Source organism: Aeromicrobium chenweiae (assembly GCF_003065605.1).
Taxonomy (GTDB): domain Bacteria; phylum Actinomycetota; class Actinomycetes; order Propionibacteriales; family Nocardioidaceae; genus Aeromicrobium; species Aeromicrobium chenweiae.
This window is the reverse complement of record NZ_CP026952.1, coordinates 3356957-3376770: the sequence shown is the minus strand read 5'-3', so window position 1 is coordinate 3376770 and position 19814 is coordinate 3356957. Positions and strand designations below refer to the sequence as shown.

At 70.1% G+C, this 19814-nt stretch carries 15 protein-coding genes and 1 riboswitch; of the genes, 11 read left to right on the top strand and 4 right to left on the bottom strand.

The window, feature by feature from the left end:
- The first annotated feature begins 29 nt into the window (after window positions 1-29).
- Genes C3E78_RS16420 through araA form a run of 7 tightly spaced genes read left to right on the top strand, consistent with a single transcriptional unit; the run spans window position 30 to window position 8505 of the window.
- The gene (locus C3E78_RS16420) at window positions 30-1586 is read left to right on the top strand and encodes a sugar ABC transporter ATP-binding protein (RefSeq protein WP_168217233.1); all 1557 of its coding nucleotides are present in this window, start codon (window positions 30-32) and stop codon (window positions 1584-1586) included.
- Window positions 1579-2604, top strand: coding sequence for an ABC transporter permease (locus C3E78_RS16415; RefSeq protein WP_108580257.1), 1026 nt, complete (start codon window positions 1579-1581; stop codon window positions 2602-2604). Before C3E78_RS16420 ends, C3E78_RS16415 begins: the two co-directional genes overlap by 8 nt.
- Window positions 2601-3617: a galactofuranose ABC transporter, permease protein YjfF gene (gene yjfF / locus C3E78_RS16410; protein ID WP_108580255.1), complete on the top strand. Its 1017-nt coding sequence runs from the start codon at window positions 2601-2603 to the stop codon at window positions 3615-3617. The genes C3E78_RS16415 and yjfF overlap by 4 nt, the downstream gene beginning before the upstream one ends.
- Entirely contained in the window at window positions 3614-4633 is a 1020-nt protein-coding gene (locus C3E78_RS16405; RefSeq protein WP_168217234.1) for a LacI family DNA-binding transcriptional regulator, read from the top strand. Before yjfF ends, C3E78_RS16405 begins: the two co-directional genes overlap by 4 nt.
- Window positions 4630-6300 (top strand): ribulokinase, encoded by a 1671-nt coding sequence (gene araB, locus C3E78_RS16400; RefSeq protein ID WP_108580249.1) that lies wholly within the window; start codon window positions 4630-4632, stop codon window positions 6298-6300. The genes C3E78_RS16405 and araB overlap by 4 nt, the downstream gene beginning before the upstream one ends.
- The gene (locus tag C3E78_RS16395) at window positions 6297-6971 is read left to right on the top strand and encodes an L-ribulose-5-phosphate 4-epimerase (protein ID WP_108580247.1); all 675 of its coding nucleotides are present in this window, start codon (window positions 6297-6299) and stop codon (window positions 6969-6971) included. The genes araB and C3E78_RS16395 overlap by 4 nt, the downstream gene beginning before the upstream one ends.
- A gap of 31 nt (window positions 6972-7002) precedes the next feature.
- On the top strand, window positions 7003-8505 hold the full coding sequence (gene araA, locus C3E78_RS16390; protein WP_108580245.1) for an L-arabinose isomerase: 1503 nt from the start codon (window positions 7003-7005) through the stop codon (window positions 8503-8505).
- 2 nt (window positions 8506-8507) lie between these two features.
- Here araA and icmF read toward each other — a convergent pair whose 3' ends face one another.
- Window positions 8508-11738 carry a fused isobutyryl-CoA mutase/GTPase IcmF gene (gene icmF / locus C3E78_RS16385; RefSeq protein ID WP_108580243.1) on the bottom strand — a complete coding sequence of 1077 codons (3231 nt, stop codon included), beginning with the start codon at window positions 11736-11738 and terminating at the stop codon, window positions 8508-8510.
- A 181-nt stretch (window positions 11739-11919) separates the two neighbouring features.
- Between icmF and C3E78_RS16380 the strand changes: the two genes are divergently transcribed.
- Window positions 11920-12420 (top strand): MarR family winged helix-turn-helix transcriptional regulator, encoded by a 501-nt coding sequence (locus C3E78_RS16380; RefSeq protein WP_108580241.1) that lies wholly within the window; start codon window positions 11920-11922, stop codon window positions 12418-12420.
- Window positions 12421-12477: 57 nt separating this feature from the next.
- Here the strand turns inward: C3E78_RS16380 and C3E78_RS16375 are convergent, their stop codons facing one another.
- The 3 genes from C3E78_RS16375 to C3E78_RS16365 form a co-directional block, all read right to left on the bottom strand.
- A complete protein-coding gene (locus C3E78_RS16375; protein WP_108580239.1) occupies window positions 12478-13242 on the bottom strand; it encodes a hypothetical protein in 765 nt (254 codons plus the stop codon).
- A 177-nt stretch (window positions 13243-13419) separates the two neighbouring features.
- The gene (locus C3E78_RS16370; protein ID WP_108580237.1) at window positions 13420-14226 is read right to left on the bottom strand and encodes a hypothetical protein; all 807 of its coding nucleotides are present in this window, start codon (window positions 14224-14226) and stop codon (window positions 13420-13422) included.
- Window positions 14227-14330: 104 nt separating this feature from the next.
- On the bottom strand, window positions 14331-16235 hold the full coding sequence (locus C3E78_RS16365) for an acyl-CoA dehydrogenase family protein (protein ID WP_108580235.1): 1905 nt from the start codon (window positions 16233-16235) through the stop codon (window positions 14331-14333).
- Between the two features lie 265 nt (window positions 16236-16500).
- On the opposite strand from C3E78_RS16365, the gene C3E78_RS16360 reads away from it, so the two are divergent.
- The 3 genes from C3E78_RS16360 (at window position 16501) to C3E78_RS16350 (ending at window position 19806) form a co-directional block, all read left to right on the top strand.
- Complete coding sequence (locus C3E78_RS16360) at window positions 16501-17838, top strand: HNH endonuclease signature motif containing protein (protein WP_108580233.1); 1338 nt, start codon at window positions 16501-16503, stop codon at window positions 17836-17838.
- Between the two features lie 57 nt (window positions 17839-17895).
- Window positions 17896-18030: riboswitch (cobalamin riboswitch) on the top strand.
- 65 nt (window positions 18031-18095) lie between these two features.
- Window positions 18096-19178, top strand: a complete 1083-nt coding sequence (locus tag C3E78_RS16355; RefSeq protein WP_108580231.1) for a prenyltransferase/squalene oxidase repeat-containing protein — start codon at window positions 18096-18098, stop codon at window positions 19176-19178.
- Between the two features lie 4 nt (window positions 19179-19182).
- Window positions 19183-19806 carry a hypothetical protein gene (locus tag C3E78_RS16350; RefSeq protein ID WP_108580229.1) on the top strand — a complete coding sequence of 208 codons (624 nt, stop codon included), beginning with the start codon at window positions 19183-19185 and terminating at the stop codon, window positions 19804-19806.
- The last annotated feature ends 8 nt before the right edge of the window (window positions 19807-19814 follow it).

Sequence of the window (19814 nt, the reverse complement as noted above, 5' to 3'; positions counted from 1 at the left end):
GGGCCCACCCCGACAACCGAGGAACAGAGATGATCCAGATGGCAGCCGAGGCCCCCCAGGCGACGGTCGCGCCGCCCGTCGTGCAGATGACCGGCGTGTCCGTGACCTTCCCGGGCGTCAAGGCGCTCCAGTCGGTGGGGCTGACCCTGCGGGCCGGTGAGGTGCACGCGCTCATGGGCGAGAACGGCGCCGGCAAGTCGACGCTCGTCAAGGCGCTGACCGGCGTGTACGCGATCGACGCGGGCACGATCGTGGTCGGTGGGGAGCCGCGCACGTTCACCAGCCCGGCGGAGTCGCAGGCCGCCGGCATCAGCACGGTCTACCAGGAGGTCAACCTCTGCACGAACCTCACGGTGGCCGAGAACATGCTCCTGGGTCGCGAGCCCCGGTCCTTCGGTCGCATCGACACCCGCACGATGAACCGCCGCGCCGGCATCGTCCTGACCCGTCTGGGACTCGACATCGACCCGCGGTCGCGGCTGGGCGAGCACCCCATCGCGATCCAGCAGCTCGTCGCGATCGCCCGCGCGGTCGACATCGAGGCCGACCTGCTGATCCTCGACGAGCCGACGTCGAGCCTCGACGCCGACGAGGTGGAGAAGCTCTTCGCGGTGATCCGCACGCTGCGCAACGAGGGCACGGCCATCGTGTTCGTCTCGCACTTCCTCGACCAGGTCTTCGAGATCTCCGACCGCATGACGGTCCTGCGCAACGGCCAGCTGGTCGGTGAGTACGTCACCGCCGAGACGAGCCGGCTCGAGCTGGTGCGCGCGATGATCGGCAGGGAGCTGGAGACCCTCGAGCGCATCGAGCGCCAGGCCGAGGAGAAGGACGTCGTCGAGGCCGGTGAGCCGCTCCTGCAGGTCGTCCAGCTGGGCCGCAAGGGAAGCGTCGAGGCGGTCGACCTGTCGGTGTTCGACGGCGAGGTCATCGGCGTCGCGGGCCTGCTGGGCTCGGGCCGCACCGAGCTGGCAAGACTGCTCTTCGGCGCCGACGCGGCCGACACCGGCACGGTCAGCGTCAAGGGCAGGCGCACCCGGCTCCGCACCCCGCGCAACGCGATCGACCACAGCATCGCGTTCTCCAGCGAGGACCGCCGCGCCGAGGGCGTGATCGGGGACCTCTCGATCGCCGACAACATGATCCTCGCGCTGCAGGCGTCCCGTGGCTGGCTGCGGCCGGTCAACGCCGGGACCAAGGAGCGGCTCGTGCGCTCGTACATCGAGGCCCTCGACATCCGCCCGCCCGACCCGCAGGCGCTGATGCGCAACCTCAGCGGCGGCAACCAGCAGAAGGTGCTGCTCGCGCGCTGGCTGATCACCGATCCGGAGCTCCTCATCCTCGACGAGCCGACCCGCGGCATCGACATCGGCGCCAAGGCGCAGATCCAGCAGCTCGTCACCGATCTCGCCGGACGGGGCGTGGCCGTCGTCTTCATCTCCGCCGAGCTCGAGGAGGTGCTGCGGCTGAGCGACCGGCTCGTGGTCATGCGGGACCGGCACAAGATCGACGAGCGGGTCAACGACGACGTGTCCGTGTCCGACGTCCTGGAGATCATCGCGGGGGAGGTGCGCGCCGATGCGTAGCGCGCTCCGGCACCCGCTCTTCTGGCCGGTCCTGGCCCTCGGCATCCTGCTGCTGGTCAACCTGGTGGCCACGCCGTCGTTCTTCTCGGTCCGCGTGCAGGACGGTCACCTCTACGGGAGCCTGATCGACATCCTGCGCAACGGCGCCCCGACGCTGCTCATCGCGCTCGGCATGACGCTGGTCATCGCGACCCGCGGCATCGACCTGTCGGTGGGCGCGATCGTCGCGATCGCCGGGGCCGTGTCGTGCACGTACCTCGCTGGGGCCCCCGACGAGTCGTCCGCCGGCCGCGCGATCGTCGCGATGAGCCTCGCCGTCGGGGTCTGCATCCTGCTGGGCCTGTGGAACGGCTTCCTCGTCGCCGTGCTCGGGATCCAGCCGATCATCGCGACGCTGGTCCTGATGACGGCGGGACGAGGACTCGCGATGCTAATCACCGACGGCCAGATCATCACGGTCAACAACAGCCTGTTCAAGAAGGTGGGTGCGGGCTTCGTCCTGGGTCTCCCGGTCGCGATCCTCATCGCGCTGGCGATCCTGCTCGTGACTGCGGTGCTGACCCGGCGCACGGCGCTCGGGATGCTGATCGAGGCCGTCGGCATCAACCCCGAGGCGAGCCGCCTGGCCGGGGTCCGGTCCCGGACCATCACCTGGACGGTCTACGTCTTCATCGCGTTCTGCTCGGCCGTCGCGGGGCTGATGATCGCGTCCAACACGAGCGCGGCCGACGCCAACAACGCCGGGCTGTTCATCGAGCTCGACGCGATCCTGGCGGTCGTCATCGGCGGCACCTCGTTGGCCGGTGGCCGGTTCTCGCTGACCGGGACGTTCATCGGGGCGATGTTCATCCAGACCCTCGCCACGACGATCCCGACGATCGGGATCCCGTCCGAGACGAACTACCTGTTCAAGGCGATCGTGGTGATCCTGGTCTGCCTGCTGCAGTCGCCCAAGGCGCGGGCCGTGCTCCGGGTGCGCCGACCCGCACCACTGCTGACGAGAGGGAGCCAGGCATGAGCGCGCACACCCCCACCGCCGACGACCTGCGCGGATCCGCCACCGACCGGTTGCGCCAGCTGACGCCGCCCCGACGCTTCTACCCGGTGCTCGCGACCGCGGCGCTGTTCGTCGGCATGCTCGGCGCCGGTGGCATCCGGTACGAGGGCTTCACGTCTCCGCAGGTCATCCTCAACCTGCTCGTCGACAACGCCTTCCTGATCGTGCTGGCCGTCGGCATGACCTGCGTGATCCTGACCGGGGGGATCGACCTGTCGGTCGGCTCGGTGGTCGCGCTGTCGACCATGGTCGCCGCCTCGACCCTGCGTGCCGGCTGGCCCGCGGCGCTGGTGGTCGTCGCGGTGCTGCTGAGCGGCTCGGTGCTGGGGCTGCTGATGGGGCTGGTGATCCACTACTTCGAGATCCAGCCGTTCATCGTGACCCTCGCCGGCATGTTCCTGGCCCGGGGCCTCTGCTACCTGATCAGCATCGAGTCGATCCCGATCAAGGACCCCACCTTCACCTCGTTCGCGATGGGCACGATCGACCTGCCGGGCGGCTACTTCATCACGCCCGCGGTGCTGGTCGCCCTGTTCGTCCTGGCCGTCGCCGCCTGGGGCCTGCACATGACGCGGTTCGGCCGCACGGTCTACGCGGTGGGCGGCAGTGAGCAGTCGGCGCTGCTGATGGGGCTCGCGGTCGCGCGCACCAAGGTGGGCGTCTACGTCATCAGCGGCTTCTGCTCCTCCCTTGCGGGCCTGCTGTTCTCGGTCTACATGCTGTCGGGCTACAGCCTCCACGCGGTCGGCATGGAGCTCGACGCCATCGCCGCGGTCGTGATCGGCGGTACGCTGCTGGCCGGCGGGTCCGGACTGGTCCTGGGATCGGCGCTCGGCGTGCTGGTCCTCGGGACGATCCAGACCTTCATCTCGTTCGACGGCAACCTCAGCTCCTGGTGGACCAAGATCACGATCGGCGTGCTCCTGCTGGTCTTCGTGGTCATCCAGCGGCTGTTCACCCGGAGGCAGGCATGACGACAGTCCCGAACCACGCACCGGTCATGGCCGACGTCGCCAAGGTCGCCGGCGTCTCCCACCAGACGGTGTCCCGGGTCATCAACGGGATGCCCAACATCAAGGAGTCGACCCGCCAACGGGTCGAGGCCGCGATCAAGCAGCTCGGCTACCGGCCCAACACGGCGGCGCGTGCGCTGGTGACGCGGCGGTCGTCCACGATCGGCATCATCAGCACGGAGTCGGGGTTGTACGGACCCACGAGCATCCACCGGACGGTCGAGGACGCGGCCCGCCAGGCGGGCTACTTCGCCGGATCGGTGAGCCTGTCGAGCGTGACGGCCGAGTCGCTGACCGACGCGATCGACCACCTCATGCGCCAGTCCGTCGAGGGCATCGTGATGATCGCCGCCCAGTACGAGGCGCTCGACGTGATCCGCCACCAGGACCCCGGCGTGCCGCTCGTCGTGGTGGAGGGCGACCTGACCCGCGCCCGGTTCGCGGTCGGCGTCGACCAGCACCAGGGCGCGTACGAGGCGACGTCCCACCTGCTCGGGCTCGGGCACCCGAGCGTCAGCCACGTCCGCGGTCCGCTGGAGTGGACCGAGGCCGAGGCCCGCCGGCAGGGATGGGAGGACGCCCACCGCGACGCCGGTCGCGAGCCGGGATCGCTCCACCTCGGCGACTGGACGGCCCGCAGCGGCTACGAGGCCGGCCGCCGGATCGTCGACGAGGGGGCGGCCGGCGCGGTCTTCGTCGCGAACGACCAGATGACGATCGGCCTGATGCGGGCGCTGCACGAGGCGGGGCTCGCGGTGCCTGACGACGTCAGCATCGTGGGCTTCGACGACTCGCCGGAGGTCGAGTACCTCAACCCGCCCCTCACGACCGTCCGGCAGAACTTCCACGAGGTCGGCCGCAGGGCGATCGCGGTGCTCCACGCGGCGATCGCCGGCGAGGACGACGACCTGCCGCGCCTCATCGAGCCCGAGCTGATCGTGCGCTCCAGCACCGCCCCGTCCGGGAGGCGGCCATGACCGAGCAGTACGTGGTCGGCGTCGACTTCGGCACGCTGTCGGGTCGGGCGCTGGTCGTGGCGGTCGCCGACGGCCGCGAGCTCGGCAGCGCGGTCCACCCCTACCGTCACGGCGTCATCACCGACGCGTTGCCGACCGCCCCCGACCGGCCGCTGCCGCCGGACTGGGCGTTGCAGGTGCCTGCGGACTACGTCGACGTCCTGCGCCACGCGGTGCCCGAGGCCGTGCGGGCGTCCGGCATCGACCCGTCGCAGGTGATCGGCATCGCGACCGACTTCACCGCCTGCACGATGGTGCCGACGCTCGCGGACGGCACCCCGCTGTGCGAGCTGCCCGAGCTGGCCGACCGCCCGCACGCGTACGTCAAGCTCTGGAAGCACCACGCCGCGCAGGACCAGGCCGATCGCATCACGACGCTGGCGCGGGATCGGGGCGAGGCCTGGCTGGCGCGGTACGGCGGGCTGATCTCCTCGGAGTGGGAGTTCGCCAAGGCCCTGCAGGTGCTGGAGGAGGATGCCGAGCTGTACGCCGCGATGGACTGCTGGGTCGAGGCGGCCGACTGGATCGTGTGGCAGCTGAGCGACGTGCACGTCCGCAACGCCTGCTCGGCCGGGTACAAGGGCATGCTGCAGGACGGCGCCTACCCGGGGGATGACTTCACGGCCGCCCTCGATCCTCGATTTGTCGACTTTGTTAACGCTAAACTTCGCCAGCCCATCGGCCAGCTGGGGCACCGTGCCGGGTCCCTGACCGCCCGCGCCGCCCAGTGGACCGGGCTGCCGACCGGGATCGCCGTGGCCGTCGGCAACGTCGACGCCCACGTCACGGCGCCGGCTGCCCAGGCCGTCGACGCCGGCCAGATGGTCATGATCATGGGCACCTCGGCGTGCCACGTGATGAGCGCGAGCGTCCTGCGGGACGTGCCGGGCATGTGCGGTGCGGTCGACGGTGGCATCGTCGCGGGGAGCTGGGGCTACGAGGCCGGGCAGAGCGGTGTCGGGGACATCTTCGGCTGGTTCGTCGAGCACGGCGTCCCCGGCCGGGTCCGCGACGAGGCCGAGGCCCGCGGGATCGACGTCCACGAGCACCTGACGCAGCTCGCGGCCCGCCAGCCGGTCGGGGCGCACGGCCTGGTCGCGCTGGACTGGCACAGCGGGAACCGCTCGGTCCTGGTCGACCACGAGCTCACCGGCCTGGTCCTGGGGCAGACGCTCGCGACCCGTCCTGAGGACGTGTACCGGGCCCTGATCGAGGCGACCGCCTTCGGGACGCGCACGATCCTCACGGCGTTCGAGGAGGCCGGGGTGCCCGTCGACGACCTCGTGATCGCGGGCGGCCTGTCCAAGAACCATCTCCTGATGCAGATCTACTCCGACGTGACCCGCATGCCGCTCTCGGTGATCGGGTCGGAACAGGGCCCCGCGCTGGGGTCCGCCCTCCATGCCGCCGTCGCGGCCGGTGCGTACGCGGACATACGCGCCGCCGCGAAGGCCATGGGCTCCGTTCGTCGGGCTGTCGTCCAGCCCGACGAACGGCGCTCGAGGGTGTACGACCGCCTGTTCAAGGAGTACACGACCCTGCACGACCACTTCGGGCGTGGCGGCAACGACGTCATGCATCGGTTGCGCGGGCTGCGGCGCGAGGCGCTGACGGAGGGGTCGCCATGACCGTCACGAGCGACGTCCACCAGACGATCCGGCAGCTGCGCGAGGAGGTGTGCCGCCTGCACGCGGAGCTGACCCGCTACCAGCTCGTGGTCTGGACCGCCGGCAACGTCTCGGCCCGCGTCCCGGGCGCGGACGCGATGGTGATCAAGCCCAGCGGCGTCGGCTACGACGACCTGACCCCCGAGAACATGGTCGTGACCGACCTGGCCGGACGGGTGCTGGAGGGCGATCTCGCCCCGTCGTCCGACACCGCCGCGCAGGCCTACGTCTACCGGCACCTGCCGCACGTGGGTGGTGTCGTGCACACCCACTCGACGTACGCGACCGCCTGGGCCGCCCGCGCCGAGCCCATCCCGTGCGTCCTGACGATGATGGCCGACGAGTTCGGCGGCGACATCCCGGTGGGCCCGTTCGCGCTGATCGGCGACGACTCGATCGGCCGCGGCATCGTCGACACCCTGCGGGGGAGCCCGTCGCCCGCCGTCCTGATGCAGAACCACGGCGTCTTCGCGATCGGGGCCGACGCCCGCGCCGCCGTCAAGGCCGCCGTGATGTGCGAGGACGTCGCCCGGACGACCCACATCGCGCGGCAGCTCGGCGACCCGCGAGCCCTGACGCCCGAGCAGGTCGAGCGTCTCCACGACCGCTACCAGAGTGCGTACGGCCAGTGAGGCCGCCGCGTCCCACCAGAAGGAGACGTCCATGACGACCGCCGCTCGCGAGATCTGGTTCCTCACCGGCAGCCAGGGGCTGTACGGCGAGGACACCCTGCGCCAGGTCGCGGAGCAGTCGACGCAGGTCGTGGAGGCGCTCGCGGCCTCGCCCGAGCTCTCGATGCCCGTCGTCTGGCAGCCGGTGCTGACGTCGTCCGACGCGATCCGCCGGACGATCCTGGCGGCGAACGCGGACGACCGCTGCGTGGGCCTGATCGGCTGGATGCACACGTTCTCTCCAGCCAAGATGTGGATCCAGGGTCTCGACGCGCTGCAGAAGCCGTTCCTGCACCTGCACACCCAGGCGCACCGGGACATCCCGTGGGCGACGATCGACATGGACTTCATGAACCTCAACCAGGCCGCCCACGGCGACCGCGAGTTCGGCTTCATCCAGACCCGGCTCGGCGTGGCCCGCAAGACCGTCGCCGGGCACATCAGCAACCCCGACGTCGGTCGTCGGGTCGGCGCCTGGGCGCGGGCCGCCGCGGGTGCCGCGGAGCTCCGGGCGCTGAAGGTCGCCCGGTTCGGTGACAACATGCGTGACGTCGCCGTCACGGAGGGCGACAAGGTCGAGGCCGAGCGGAGGTTCGGCGTCTCGGTCAACACGTACGGCGTCAACGACCTCGTCGCGGTGGTCGACGCGGTGCCGGACGAGCGGGTCGACCCGCTCGTGGCCGAGTACGAGGAGCGGTACGACGTGGCGCCCGAGCTGCGGCCCGGCGGCGAGTGCCACGACAGCCTGCGGTACGCCGCGCGCCTCGAGGCCGGGCTGCGGGACTTCCTCGAGGGCGGCGGCTTCGGTGCGTTCACCACCAGCTTCGAGGACCTCGGCGGTCTCCGGCAGCTGCCCGGGCTGGCGGTCCAGCGGCTCATGGCCGACGGTTACGGCTTCGGCGGCGAGGGGGACTGGAAGACCTCGGTGCTGGTCCGCACGACCAAGGCGATGGCGGCGGGACGGCCCGGCGGCACCTCGTTCATGGAGGACTACACGTACCACCTGGAGCCGGGGAACGAGAAGTCGCTGGGTGCGCACATGCTCGAGGTGTGCCCGACCATCACGTCAGCGCGGCCGACCGTCGAGGTGCACCCGCTCAGCATGGGCAACCGCGAGGACCCGGTCCGCATGCGGTTCGTCGCGGACCCCGGCGAAGGGATCGTCGTCGGCCTGTCGGACCTCGGCGACCGGTTCAGGCTCACCGCCAACGACATCACCCTGGTCGAGCCGGACGAGCCGCTGCCCAACCTGCCGGTGGCCTGCGCGATGTGGCAGGCGCACCCCTCGTTGGCGACGGCCGCCGAGTCCTGGATCATCGCCGGCGGTCCGCACCACACGGTGCTGACCACCGCGGTCGGGATCGAGGAGTTCGAGGATCTCGCCGAGATGGTGCGCACCGAGCTGCTGCACATCGACTCGAGCACGACCCCGCGCTCGTTCCTGCGCGAGCTGCGCTGGAACCAGGCGTACCACCGGCTGGCCGCCGGGTTCTGACGTCAGACGTTGCGCCGGTACTGGCCGCCCACCTCGAAGAACGCCTCGGTGACCTGCTGCAGCGAGCACACCCGCGCCGCGTCCATCAGCACCGCGAAGACGTTCTCGTGGTGGATGGCCGCGAGCCGCAGGCGCTCCAGCGCCTCGGCCGCCTCGGTGGTGTGCGCCTCGTGGAACGAGCGGACGCGGGCGAGCTGCGACTCCTTCTCGGTCTCGGTCGCCCGGGCGAGCTCGACGGTGTGCTCCTCCTCGCCCTCGGACGCGGGACGCCGGAAGGTGTTCACGCCGATGATCGGCAGCGAGCCGTCGTGCTTGCGGTGCTCGTAGAGCATCGACTCGTCCTGGATGCGTCCACGCTGGTAGCCGGTCTCCATCGCGCCGAGCACGCCGCCGCGCTCGTTGATCGCGTCGAACTCGGCGAGCACCGCGTTCTCGACCAGCTCGGTCAGCTCGTCGATGATGTACGAGCCCTGCAGCGGGTTCTCGTTCATCGCCAGGCCCCACTCGCGGTTGATGATGAGCTGGATCGCGAGCGCCCGGCGCACCGACTCCTGCGACGGGGTCGTGACGGCCTCGTCGTACGCGTTGGTGTGCAGGCTGTTGGCGTTGTCGTAGATCGCGATGAGCGCCTGGAGCGTCGTGCGGATGTCGTTGAAGTCCATCTCCTGCGCGTGGAGCGAGCGGCCCGACGTCTGCACGTGGTACTTGAGCTTCTGCGAGCGGTCGTTCGCGCCGTACTTCTCCTTCATCGCGATCGCCCAGATGCGGCGGGCGACGCGGCCGAGGACCGAGTACTCGGGGTCCATGCCGTTGGAGAAGAAGAACGACAGGTTCGGCGCGAAGTCGTCGATGTCCATGCCCCGCGCGAGGTACGACTCGACGTACGTGAAGCCATTCGCGAGGGTGAATGCGAGCTGGCTGATGGGGTTCGCCCCGGCCTCGGCGATGTGGTAGCCCGAGATCGAGACCGAGTAGAAGTTCCGGACGCCCTCGTCGATGAAGTACTGCTGGATGTCGCCCATCATCCGCAGGGAGAACTCGGTGGAGAACAGGCACGTGTTCTGGCCCTGGTCCTCCTTGAGGATGTCGGCCTGCACGGTGCCGCGGACCGATCGCAGGGCGTACGACCGCAGGTCGGCGAGCTCGTCCTCGGACGGCTCGCGGCCCTCCTTCTCGCGGAACGTGTCGACCTGCTGGTCGATGACCGTGTTGAGGAAGAACGCCAGGACCGTGGGAGCCGGTCCGTTGATCGTCATCGACACCGAGGTCGACGGGGAGACGAGGTCGAAGCCGTCGTACAGCGCCTTCATGTCCTCGAGGGTCGCGACCGAGACGCCCGACGTGCCGACCTTGCCGTAGACGTCCGGGCGCGGGTCGGGGTCGCGGCCATACAGCGTCACGGAGTCGAACGCGGTCGAGAGCCGGGTCGCGTCGCCGTCCTCGGACAGCAGCTTGAAGCGGCGGTTGGTGCGGAACGGGTCGCCCTCGCCGGCGAACATGCGTGCGGGGTCCTCGCCGTCGCGCTTGAAGGGGAAGACGCCGGCTGTGTACGGGAAGTAGCCCGGCAGGTTCTCGCGGCGCCAGAAGCGCACGAGCTCGCCGTGGTTCGTCATCTTCGGCAGCGAGACGCGCGGGATCTTGTTGCCCGACAGCGACTCGCGGGTGAGCTGCGTGTGGATCTCCTTGTCGCGGACCTTCACGACCTGCTCGTCGCCGGAGTACGACTCCACGACGGCCGGCCAGGCCTCGATCTGGTCGGAGACCTCGTGCGGGACCGCCTTCCTGGCGGTGGCCAGGAGCTCCTCGACGCTCGCGGCGTCGAGCTGGGCCTCGGCGAGCTCGGCGGCCGTGGTCTCCAGGCGCTGCGCGCGGTCGGCCGCCTCGGCGAGCCGCTCGGTCTCGGCGTGGAAGCCGCGGACCGTCTCGGTGATCTCCGACAGGTAACGGACCCGGTCGGTCGGCACGACCTGCTGGATGCCGCTGGAGAACTTCACGTCGACCGCGGGCAGGATGCCCTCGCCGACGGGGAGCCCCGCAGCGCCGAGCTCGTCGCGCAGGTGCTGGTAGAGCGCGGTGACGCCGTCGTCGTTGAACGTCGCGGCCGACGTGCCGAAGACCGGCATGTCCTCGGGGCGCTTGCCGAACGCCTCGCGGTTGCGGACCATCTGACGCCCCACGTCGCGGAGCGCGTCCTTGGCCCCACGGCGCTCGAACTTGTTGATCGCGACGGTGTTCGCGAAGTCGAGCATGTCGATCTTCTCGAGCTGCGACGCGGCGCCGAACTCGGGTGTCATGACGTACAGCGAGGAGTCGACGAACGGGACGATGGCCGCGTCGCCCTGGCCGATGCCGGGGGTCTCGACGATCACGAGGTCGAAGCCGGCCGCCTTGACGACGTCGATCACGTCGCTGAGGGAGTCCGGCAGCTCGTGCGAGCCGCGGGTCGCGAGGGAGCGGAAGTACGCGTGCTCGCCGTCGAGCGAGTTCATCCGGATGCGGTCACCGAGCAGGGCGCCGCCGCCGCGGCGGCGGGTCGGGTCGACCGCGATCACGGCGACGCGGAGCTTGTCCTGCTGGTCGACGCGGAAGCGGCGGACCAGCTCGTCGGTCAGGGACGACTTGCCGGAGCCGCCCGTGCCGGTGATGCCGAGGACGGGGGAGGAGTGCGCGGCGGCAGCGGCCGAGATGCGCTCGCGCTGGGCCTCGCTGAGGGAGCCGGCCTCGGCCAGCGTGATCGCACGGGCGATCGCCGGACGCTCGCCGGCGAGCAGCGCGTCGAGGTCCAGCCCGCCGAGCTCGGTGAGGTCGAAGTCGCAGTCCTTGACCACCGAGTTGATCATGCCGACGAGGCCGAGGCGCTGACCGTCCTCGGGCGAGAAGATCGTGACGCCGGACTTCCGCAGCCGGGCGATCTCCTCGGGGACGATCACGCCGCCACCGCCGCCGACGACGTGGATGTGGCCCGCACCCTGCTCGCGCAGCGACTCCACGAGGTACTCGAAGTACTCGACGTGCCCGCCCTGGTAGGACGAGACCGCGATGCCCTGCACGTCCTCCTCGATCGCGGCGTCGACGACCTCCTTGACCGAGCGGTTGTGACCGAGGTGGATGACCTCGGCGCCCTGCGACTGGAAGATCCGTCGCATGATGTTGATCGAGGCGTCGTGCCCGTCGAAGAGCGCGGACGCGGTGACGAAGCGCACCGGGTGGGTCGGGACGTGAAGGTCAGGCATGCGGGCTCCCGGAGAAGATCTGTGGAGGTCCAATACTAGGACATCCAACTAATTCTGGCGAGCCGGCTGCGGCATGAGGGTTTGCGGCAGCGGGAGCGACCCGTTCCCCTCATCGTCCGCCGTGAATTGGCCTTGGATGGCAGGCGATGGGCGCGGTGGGCGGTCCCCTACGATGTAGCCCATGCCCGTCGAGCCTCGCCTGCCGTTCGACCCGATCGAGCGGGCGTCCGAGCTGTGGGTCGAGCACATCGGCGAGTCCCGCTCGATGCGCCTCGCGACCTCGATCATGCGTGTGCAGCAACTCATCAGCTCCGAGCTCGACGCCGCCCTCAAGCCGTTCGGCATCACGTTCGCCCGCTACGAGGTCCTGCAGCTCATCTCGTTCAGCGCGGCAGGACGTCTGCCGTTGAGCAAGATCGGCGAGCGCCTGATGGTCCACCCCACCTCGGTCACCAACGCGATGGACCGTCTCGAGACGCAGGGCCTCGTGCGACGGGTCGCCGACCAGACGGACCGCCGCCGTACGTTCGCCGAGCTGACGGACGAGGGCAAGCAGGTGCTGGCCCAGGCGACGGACGCCGTGATGGCGATCGACTTCGCGGTGGTCGGGCTCGACGGGGAGCAGCAGGACCAGGCGTTCGAGCTGCTCAAGGCCGTCCGCTCCGCCGCCGGCGACTTCTGACGCACGACGGCCCCCGACCCGGGCGGGGTCGAGGGCCGTCGCGAGGACCGGCAGCCGCTAGATGCGACCGCTCGGACGGGTGCGGAACTGGACCCGCGTGTCCGTCTTCGACACGTGGATGCGGTAGCGCTGCTTGGCGGAGGTGGTGCGCTTGTAGGTGCCGTTGCCCTTGCTGTTGAGCTTGATCGTCTTCTTGGTCTTCCACTTGCCGGTGGAGGACTTGTACTGCAGCTTCACCGAACCGGCGGAGACGTACTTGCCGGAGGAGGGCTTGACGATGCTCACGCGCTGGACCTTGAAGGTGACCTTCTTGTTCGTGCGCTTGATGACCAGCGCCGTGTTGTTGCTCTTGAGCGTCTTGACGTCGCGCCGGATGTAGAACCGGTTGCTCTTCTTCTGGTCGACCGTGGTCGCCCCGTTGCTGTAGGTGAAGGTCGTCGGGCCCAGCACGACGGCGCCGGCACCCCAGCGACGCGGGAGGTCGACTCCGCCGCCCTTGATCTTCCCGCTGCGCGACTTCTTGTAGCTGCCGGTGTAGAGCTTGACCGTGCCCTTGCGGACGCCGTTGATGCGCACCTCGGTCTTGATGGACTTGACCTTGCCGGGTCCCTTGAGCAGCACGTCTCCGTAGACGCCGGAGCGGGTGTGCTGGGTGATGACACCGGACTTGAGGTGGAACTTCGAGACGTGCTTCTGGGTGGGAGCAGCCTTGGCGGCGGTGCTCTTCGGGTCGGCGGCGGACGCGGATCCGACGCCGAGGGTCAGCGCGAGCGCGGTGGCCGTGACGACGGCGCCCGTCCGGGCGGCGATAGATGAACGCATGGTGAAGCTCCCCTGAGGTGAGTCGATGGGTCGTGACAAGACCGATCCATCCTTCCACGCAGGTCCAAGCGCGACCGCCAGCTTCAGGGCCGGAACACCCTGTCATTCCAGGGGCTGGGGACGGCAGAAGGCCCCCGACCCGGGAGGGGGCGGGGGCCTTCGTTCAGTGCGGCCGACTCAGATCTTGGAGCTCGTGTACGTGCGGAACTGCACGGTCGTGGCCGTCTGCGGCAGGTAGAGGCGGTAGCGCTTCTTGCTCGAGGTCTTGCGCTTGTAGGTGCCGTTGCCCTTGCTGTTCAGCTTGATCGTCTTCTGGGTCTTCCACTTGCTGCCCTTCTTGTACTGCAGCTTGACCCTCTTGACCGAGACGTACTTGCCGGTCGAGGGCTGGACGATCTTGATGTTCTGCGCCTTGAAGGTGACCTTCTTGTTGACCCGGCGGATCTTGAGGGCGCTGCCGTTCTTGTGCGTCGTCTTGATGTTCTTGCGGAAGTAGAACGTGTTGCTCCGCGTCTGGTCGACGCTCGTCGAGCCGTCCGCGTAGGTGAAGGTCGTCGGACCCAGCACGACGGGACCGGAGCCCCAGATGCGGGGCATGTTGATGCCGCCCTGGGCCTGGTCGCCCGGGTAGAGGTAGGTCTGACCCTTGTACTTGCCGTTGACCGTGACCTTGGTGACGGCGTACTTGACCGAGCCGCTGCCGGCGGGGATCACGTCGCCCCAGATGCCGGTGAGCTTGCCGCTGGTCATGACGCCGGACCGCAGCTTGAACTTCGCCAGCGAGATGGCTGCCGGACGCACGGTGCCCGCGGCGCGGAAATCGGCGGACGCGAAGCTGGTGCGCTGACCCGCGGCGGGAGCGGACGACTCGACGGCGCCGACGGAGGTCGAGTCGGCGGCGTTGGCCGGCCCGGAGCTGAGGGTGATGACCAGGGCGGAGGCCGTCAGAGCGGCGCCGGTCCTGGCGAGGGTGTTCAGACGCATGGGTCTCTCCACGGGGGGTTGGTGACAGGTCGGCTCATCCTTGCACGGGATCGCGGTTCGCGCGCCCCGTGCAAGAGACCGATGTCCCGGCGTGTCGGGGCCCGTCAGTCCAGCAGCATCGCGGCGTTGAGCGTCGACTCGGGCACCCCGAATCCCTCGACCAGGGTGAGGGTGTGCGGACGCAGCTTCTCGAGCAGGTCGTTGACCAGGTGGGTCACGGTCTTGGCCCTCGTGTCGGACAACCGGTTGTGCCCCATGAACCAGGCCAGGTCCTCCTCGATCGCCGTGAGCGCGTACAGCGAGCAGACGTCGCGGAGCAGCTCCTGGGCCTCGGGGTCCTCACAGCGCGCGATGCCCGCGGTGAACGCCTCGAGGACGATGCGCTCGATGTGCACCCGGCCCGCACGGATGACGTGGTCCTGGGCGGCGTTGAAGACCGCGAACGCCTCGACCGGGTCCTGGCCGGCGCGTCGCAGCCGCCGGGCGGCCGTCTCGAGCACGTGCTGCTCGCGGTCCTCGAACAGGTTGAGCTGGGTGCCGCGGTCGAGCAGGTCATGGTCGTCGTCGCTGCTGCCGGGGCGGGCGTCGATGAGGCGCTGGATCAGCTGCGACGCCGCCGTGCGCTCCTTGACGACATCGGCCACGGTGCCGGCAGCGAAGCGCACCAGGCCGACCGGGTCGAGCCCGCCGACCTCCTGCGCGTACGACGTCAGCAGCTCCTTGGCGACGAGCTGGAACAGCACGTGGTTGTCGCCCTCGAACGTCGTGAAGACGTCCGTGTCGCCCTTCAGCGTCGTCAGGCGGTTCTCGGCGAGGTACCCGGCGCCACCGCAGGCCTCGCGGGCCTCCTGGATCGCCTTGGTCGCGTGCCAGGTCTGAGCCGCCTTGAGGCCGGCCGCCCGGCTCTCCAGCTCGCGCTGCTGGTGCGGCGGTGGCGGGTCGTCCGAGCGCTGGATGCGGTCCATGCGGGCCACGAGCTGGTTCTGCGCGAACCGCATCGCGTACGACTTGGCGATCAGCGGCAGCAGGCGACGCTGGTGCATGCGGTAGTCCATGAGGAGCACCTCGTGCTCGTCGTCCGGACCGAACTGCCGGCGCTTGAGCGCGTACCGGCCCGCGATGCTGAGGGCCACCTCGGTCGCCGCGCTGGCCGATCCGCCCACGCTGATGCGGCCGCGGATCAGTGTGCCCAGCATCGTGAAGAACCGGGCGTTCGAGCTCTCGATGGGCGAGGAGTACGTGCCGCCCTCGTCGACCTGGCCGTACTTGTTCAGCAGGTTCTCCCGCGGGATGCGGACCTGGTCGAACATGATGCGCCCGTTGTCGACCGCACCGAGCCCACCCTTGTGCTTGTCGTCGGACGTCGTGATGCCCGGCAGGTCGTTGCCCTCGTCGTCGCGCAGCTGGACGACGAAGCAGTGCACGCCGTAGCCCTCGCCCTTGGTGATGAGCTGGGCGAACACCGCGGCGTACTGGGCGTGCGCCGCAGCGCCGCCGATGTAGTCCTTGCGCGACGACGGCGTGGGGGAGTTGATGACGAACTCCTGCGTCGCCGGGTCGTACGTCGCGGTGGTCTCGAGGCTCTGCACGTCGCTGCCGTGGCCGGTCTCGGTCATCGCGAAGCAGCCGAGGATGTCGAGGTTGATGAGCCCGGGGATGTACGCCTGGTGGTGCCGCTCGGTGCCGAGGTTCTCGATGGCCCCGCCGAACAGGCCCCACTGCACGCCGGCCTTGACCATCAGCGACAGGTCGAACTGGGCCAGCATCTCGATGCCGGTGACCGCCATGCCGGGGTCACCCGTGCCTCCGCTGGACTCGCGGAAGCCGGCCGCCGGGATGCCGGTCGGGACGAGCTGCTTCATCTGTTCCAGGACTCGGGCGCGTGCCTGGTCGAGGGTCAGGTCGTGGTCGTACGCCAGATCCATCTCGGCCAGCTCCTTGCGGGACTGCTCCCGCACATGGCGCCACTTGCCGTCGAGGGCGATCCGCAGTTCGTCGCTGAGCGTCATGGCGCAACCGTACTAGCGCGGTGAGGTCCCGGCAGCGAGGTCATGGTGGCGAGCAGGGTCTTCGCAGAACTCCGTCTCACCATTCGAACACATGTTCGACTTCGACGGTGGCCGGGGGTAGCATGGAGGCATCGAGGGGGAAGAATTCGCAACAGCCCTCGAGCTGACCAGAGGCTGACTGTGACTGGCCCGCGGTGCCTGATGCTGGAGGGCACCGTCTCGACACGGGCGAAAGCGTGCGACGACTTTCTCCGAGGGTGTCCTCATGTCCGCTCAGCTCCTCGATCAGCTCCCCGACCCGCTGTCGGGTGGGGTCGCAGCGATCGAGGCTGCGTTGGACCGGATGCCGGTGGGCGCGTGGGACGGGTTGGAACCGGCTGCGGTGCGTCGTCTGGCCGAGCGCCTGCTGCGGGTCGAGGCGCGGGTCCGGGCCCAGCAGCTGGCCGCGACACGGGCCTTGGAGGCCTCGGGCCTCGCCCAGCAGGTCGGCGCGACGTCAACGGGCGCGATGCTGGCCGGAGCGTTCGGTGGTGACCGGCGCACCGGCGACGCGATGGTCCACCAGGCCAAGGCGCTGGAGGCCGCGCCCGCCACCGAGGAGGCGTTGGCCCGCGGGCGCATCGGTGCCAAGCAGGCCGGCATCATCGCCGACGCGATCGGCGACCTGCCCGACGGGACCACGCCCGAGCAGAAACAGGCCTGCGAAGACACGCTCATCGGTGACGCTGCCCGCTACAGCCTCAAGGACCTGCGCACGCGGTCCCGGCGGATCACGGACCAGCTCAAGCCCGAGCCCGAGGTCGACACCATCGAGAGCGACTCGCTGCACGCCCAGGAGAAACGCGCCTGGGCCGCCTCGCAGTTCTGGAGCCGCCCGAACGGCGACGGCACCACCACCGGAGGCTTCACGCTGCCCGATGCCCAGGCCGACATGCTCGCCACCGCGATCAAGGCTGTCTCCGCACCCCGCCGTGACCACCTGCGCGACCACCCCGGCGCCCGGCCCGACGCCGACACCGGGCCCGGCGAACCGTCGATCTACGACCGCGACCTGGAGCACCGCACCCGCTTGGGCATGGGATTCGCCGAGATCTGCTCGCGCCTGCCCGGCCACCTGCTGCCCGGCCGCTCCGGCCTCGGCGCGACCCTCATGGTCCACCTCGACCTCGACACGCTCGTCCGAGGTGTCAAGGCCGCGACCCTGTCCACCGGCACCCGCATCTCAGCCGCCCAGGCCCGCCTGATGGCCTGCAACCTGGGCATCATCCCGCAGGTCTTCGGCGGCACCTCCCTGCCGCTGGACCACGGCCACGAGCAACGCCTGTTCACCAAGGCCCAGAAGCAGGCCCTCGCTCATCGTGACCACGGCTGCGCCTTCCCCGGCTGCGACCGGCCGCCCGAGGACTGCGAAGGCCACCACTGGCGCCAGCCGTGGGCCCACGGTGCCACCACCACCCTCGACGACGGCGTCCTGATCTGCCCCCACCACCACCGCCTCGTCCACCACGACGACTGGCACGCCCGACAAACCCCCGACGGCCACATCGAGTTCCGGCACCCCGCCGGCACCGTCTGGCGACGCAACCACCGCTGGCGCCCCTGACGCTCGGTCAGGACAGGTCTGTCCTCGGCCGGATAGGTCGTGGGAACGGCGAGTGTTAAATTCTTTCTGCCATTCGGCACAACTCCATCCACCCGCATGCCAGGGGAAGCCGGTCCAAGTCCGGCGCTGACCCGCAACCGTAGGCCACCTCGTGTGGCGAGCCGGAGCACCTGCTGTGGGGACGACCGATCCACGCTGTCGAGGAACACACGGGACGGGCTCACGCCCTCTTTCCCGTGGCAGCGGGAAGGACACCTGTGAAGAGCACCATCCTGCGCCGCCTCGCGGTCCTGGCCATCGCGCCGGCCCTCGTCGCCTGCTCCTCCTCGGACGGGAAGTCGGCCGAGAAGGACACCGGGCCGAACGCCCCCCAGAGAGCTGCGGTCGTGTGGCTGTCCGACCAGCGGGGCGACGACGACCTGTTCACCAGCCACTTCACCGACGTGGAGACCGGCGACGTGACCCCCTTTGTCGACTACGGGCTCAACCTCGACCTCTACGCCGCCCTGACCGACCTGGGTGACCCGAAGACGGCCGAGAAGGTCTACCGGGCGACCCTCGCGCACGCCGACGACTACACCGACCCGCCCGGCGGCACCCGCTACGCCGGGGCGCTGGCCAAGCTCGCCGCGATGGTCCAGGCCCACGGCGACGACGCCAACGCGGTGGGGTCACGCCACCTCATCGACGAGCTCGAGGCCCTCGTGGTGCCGACCGGCGCCGAGACGGGCCGGGCCAAGGACGCCCCCGACGGGAAGTTCCAGTCGACCAGTGTCCTCAACCAGGCCTGGACCGTCCAGGCCCTGGCGACGGCCAAGAGCGATGACGCCGACGCGGCCGTCGGGTTCCTGCTCAAGCAGCAGTGCGACGACGGCTCCTTCCGTGAGGACATGGCCAGCAAGCCGTGCACGGACGGTCCGGGCAGCGTCGACGGGACCGCGTTCGCGATCCAGTCGCTGCAGGTCGCGGCCGACCAGGGCAGCTCCGGGCTGGACGACGACATCGACGAGGCGGCCGAGTGGCTCGTCCGGACCCAGGCCGACGACGGATCGTTCTCCGACGCGGGCGGTCCCAACAGCAACAGCACCGGCCAGGCCGCAGCGGCGCTCGCGCTCACCGGGCACCAGAGGCCCGCCCGTCGCGCGGCCACGTGGCTCGCCGGCCTGCAGGTGGACGGTGGCCCCGAGAAGGGCGCGATCGCGGTCAACGCGGCGGATCTCTCCGCGGCCGCCGGGACGACCGTCGCGAAGGCCGACCGGGACCGGTACGTGCGAGCGAGCGTCCAGGCCGTCCTCGGCCTCGACGCCCTGCCGGCGGGTCCCACCACGGGTTCGCGGTGAGCTGATGTCCTCGCGCCCCGGCCGTGCGATCACCGCGCTCCTGCTCGCGGTGGCAGCCACCGTCCTCGTCCAGCCCGGCCCAGCAGCAGCCGCCGCCTGCGCGGAGGGTGTCGGGGTCACCGTCGTCGTGGGCTCCACGGTGTCGTGCGACGAGGACGGCGGCGGCACCGCGGCGGACAGCTTCCGGGACGCGGGGCACGTCCTGACTCCCGTCCAGCGACAGCCCGGCTTCGTGTGCCAGGTCGACGGCGTGCCGGCCGGGGCGGGCTGCGCGAGCGTCCCTCCGGGCGACGCCTACTGGGGGTTGTTCTGGTCAGACGGCGCGAGCGGTGAGTGGTCGTACGCGAGCCAGGGCGTGGGCTCGTTGAAGGTGCCCGACGGCGGATGGGTGGCCTTCGAGTTCCAGGACTCGACCAGCAGGACCTTCCCGGAGGTCGAGCCGACCGCGTCCGCCCCGCAGTCCGCCGCCCCCGAGCGCTCCGCGGAGTCCGAGGGGCCGCGGCCCGTCGCGGCCACCGACGACTCCTCGGGCTCGCTCGGCTGGGTCGCGGGCGTCCTGGCGCTGGCGCTGGTCGGCGGGATGGCTGCCGTCCTGTGGCGCCGCCGGACGGCGGGCGGGCCCTCATAAAGGCGACG

What these genes read in the sequence shown, in the direction of transcription:
- C3E78_RS16395 (WP_108580247.1), top strand. Translation starts at nt 6,297, where the DNA reads ATGACCGTCACGAGCGACGTCCACCAGACGATCCGGCAGCTGCGCGAG.
- C3E78_RS16420 (WP_168217233.1), top strand. Translation starts at nt 30, where the DNA reads ATGATCCAGATGGCAGCCGAGGCCCCCCAGGCGACGGTCGCGCCGCCC.
- yjfF (WP_108580255.1), top strand. Translation starts at nt 2,601, where the DNA reads ATGAGCGCGCACACCCCCACCGCCGACGACCTGCGCGGATCCGCCACC.
- araA (WP_108580245.1), top strand. Translation starts at nt 7,003, where the DNA reads ATGACGACCGCCGCTCGCGAGATCTGGTTCCTCACCGGCAGCCAGGGG.
- C3E78_RS16360 (WP_108580233.1), top strand. Translation starts at nt 16,501, where the DNA reads ATGTCCGCTCAGCTCCTCGATCAGCTCCCCGACCCGCTGTCGGGTGGG.
- C3E78_RS16405 (WP_168217234.1), top strand. Translation starts at nt 3,614, where the DNA reads ATGACGACAGTCCCGAACCACGCACCGGTCATGGCCGACGTCGCCAAG.
- C3E78_RS16370 (WP_108580237.1), bottom strand. Translation starts at nt 14,226, where the DNA reads ATGCGTCTGAACACCCTCGCCAGGACCGGCGCCGCTCTGACGGCCTCC.
- C3E78_RS16415 (WP_108580257.1), top strand. Translation starts at nt 1,579, where the DNA reads ATGCGTAGCGCGCTCCGGCACCCGCTCTTCTGGCCGGTCCTGGCCCTC.
- C3E78_RS16380 (WP_108580241.1), top strand. Translation starts at nt 11,920, where the DNA reads ATGCCCGTCGAGCCTCGCCTGCCGTTCGACCCGATCGAGCGGGCGTCC.
- araB (WP_108580249.1), top strand. Translation starts at nt 4,630, where the DNA reads ATGACCGAGCAGTACGTGGTCGGCGTCGACTTCGGCACGCTGTCGGGT.
- C3E78_RS16375 (WP_108580239.1), bottom strand. Translation starts at nt 13,242, where the DNA reads ATGCGTTCATCTATCGCCGCCCGGACGGGCGCCGTCGTCACGGCCACC.
- icmF (WP_108580243.1), bottom strand. Translation starts at nt 11,738, where the DNA reads ATGCCTGACCTTCACGTCCCGACCCACCCGGTGCGCTTCGTCACCGCG.
- C3E78_RS16365 (WP_108580235.1), bottom strand. Translation starts at nt 16,235, where the DNA reads ATGACGCTCAGCGACGAACTGCGGATCGCCCTCGACGGCAAGTGGCGC.
- C3E78_RS16350 (WP_108580229.1), top strand. Translation starts at nt 19,183, where the DNA reads ATGTCCTCGCGCCCCGGCCGTGCGATCACCGCGCTCCTGCTCGCGGTG.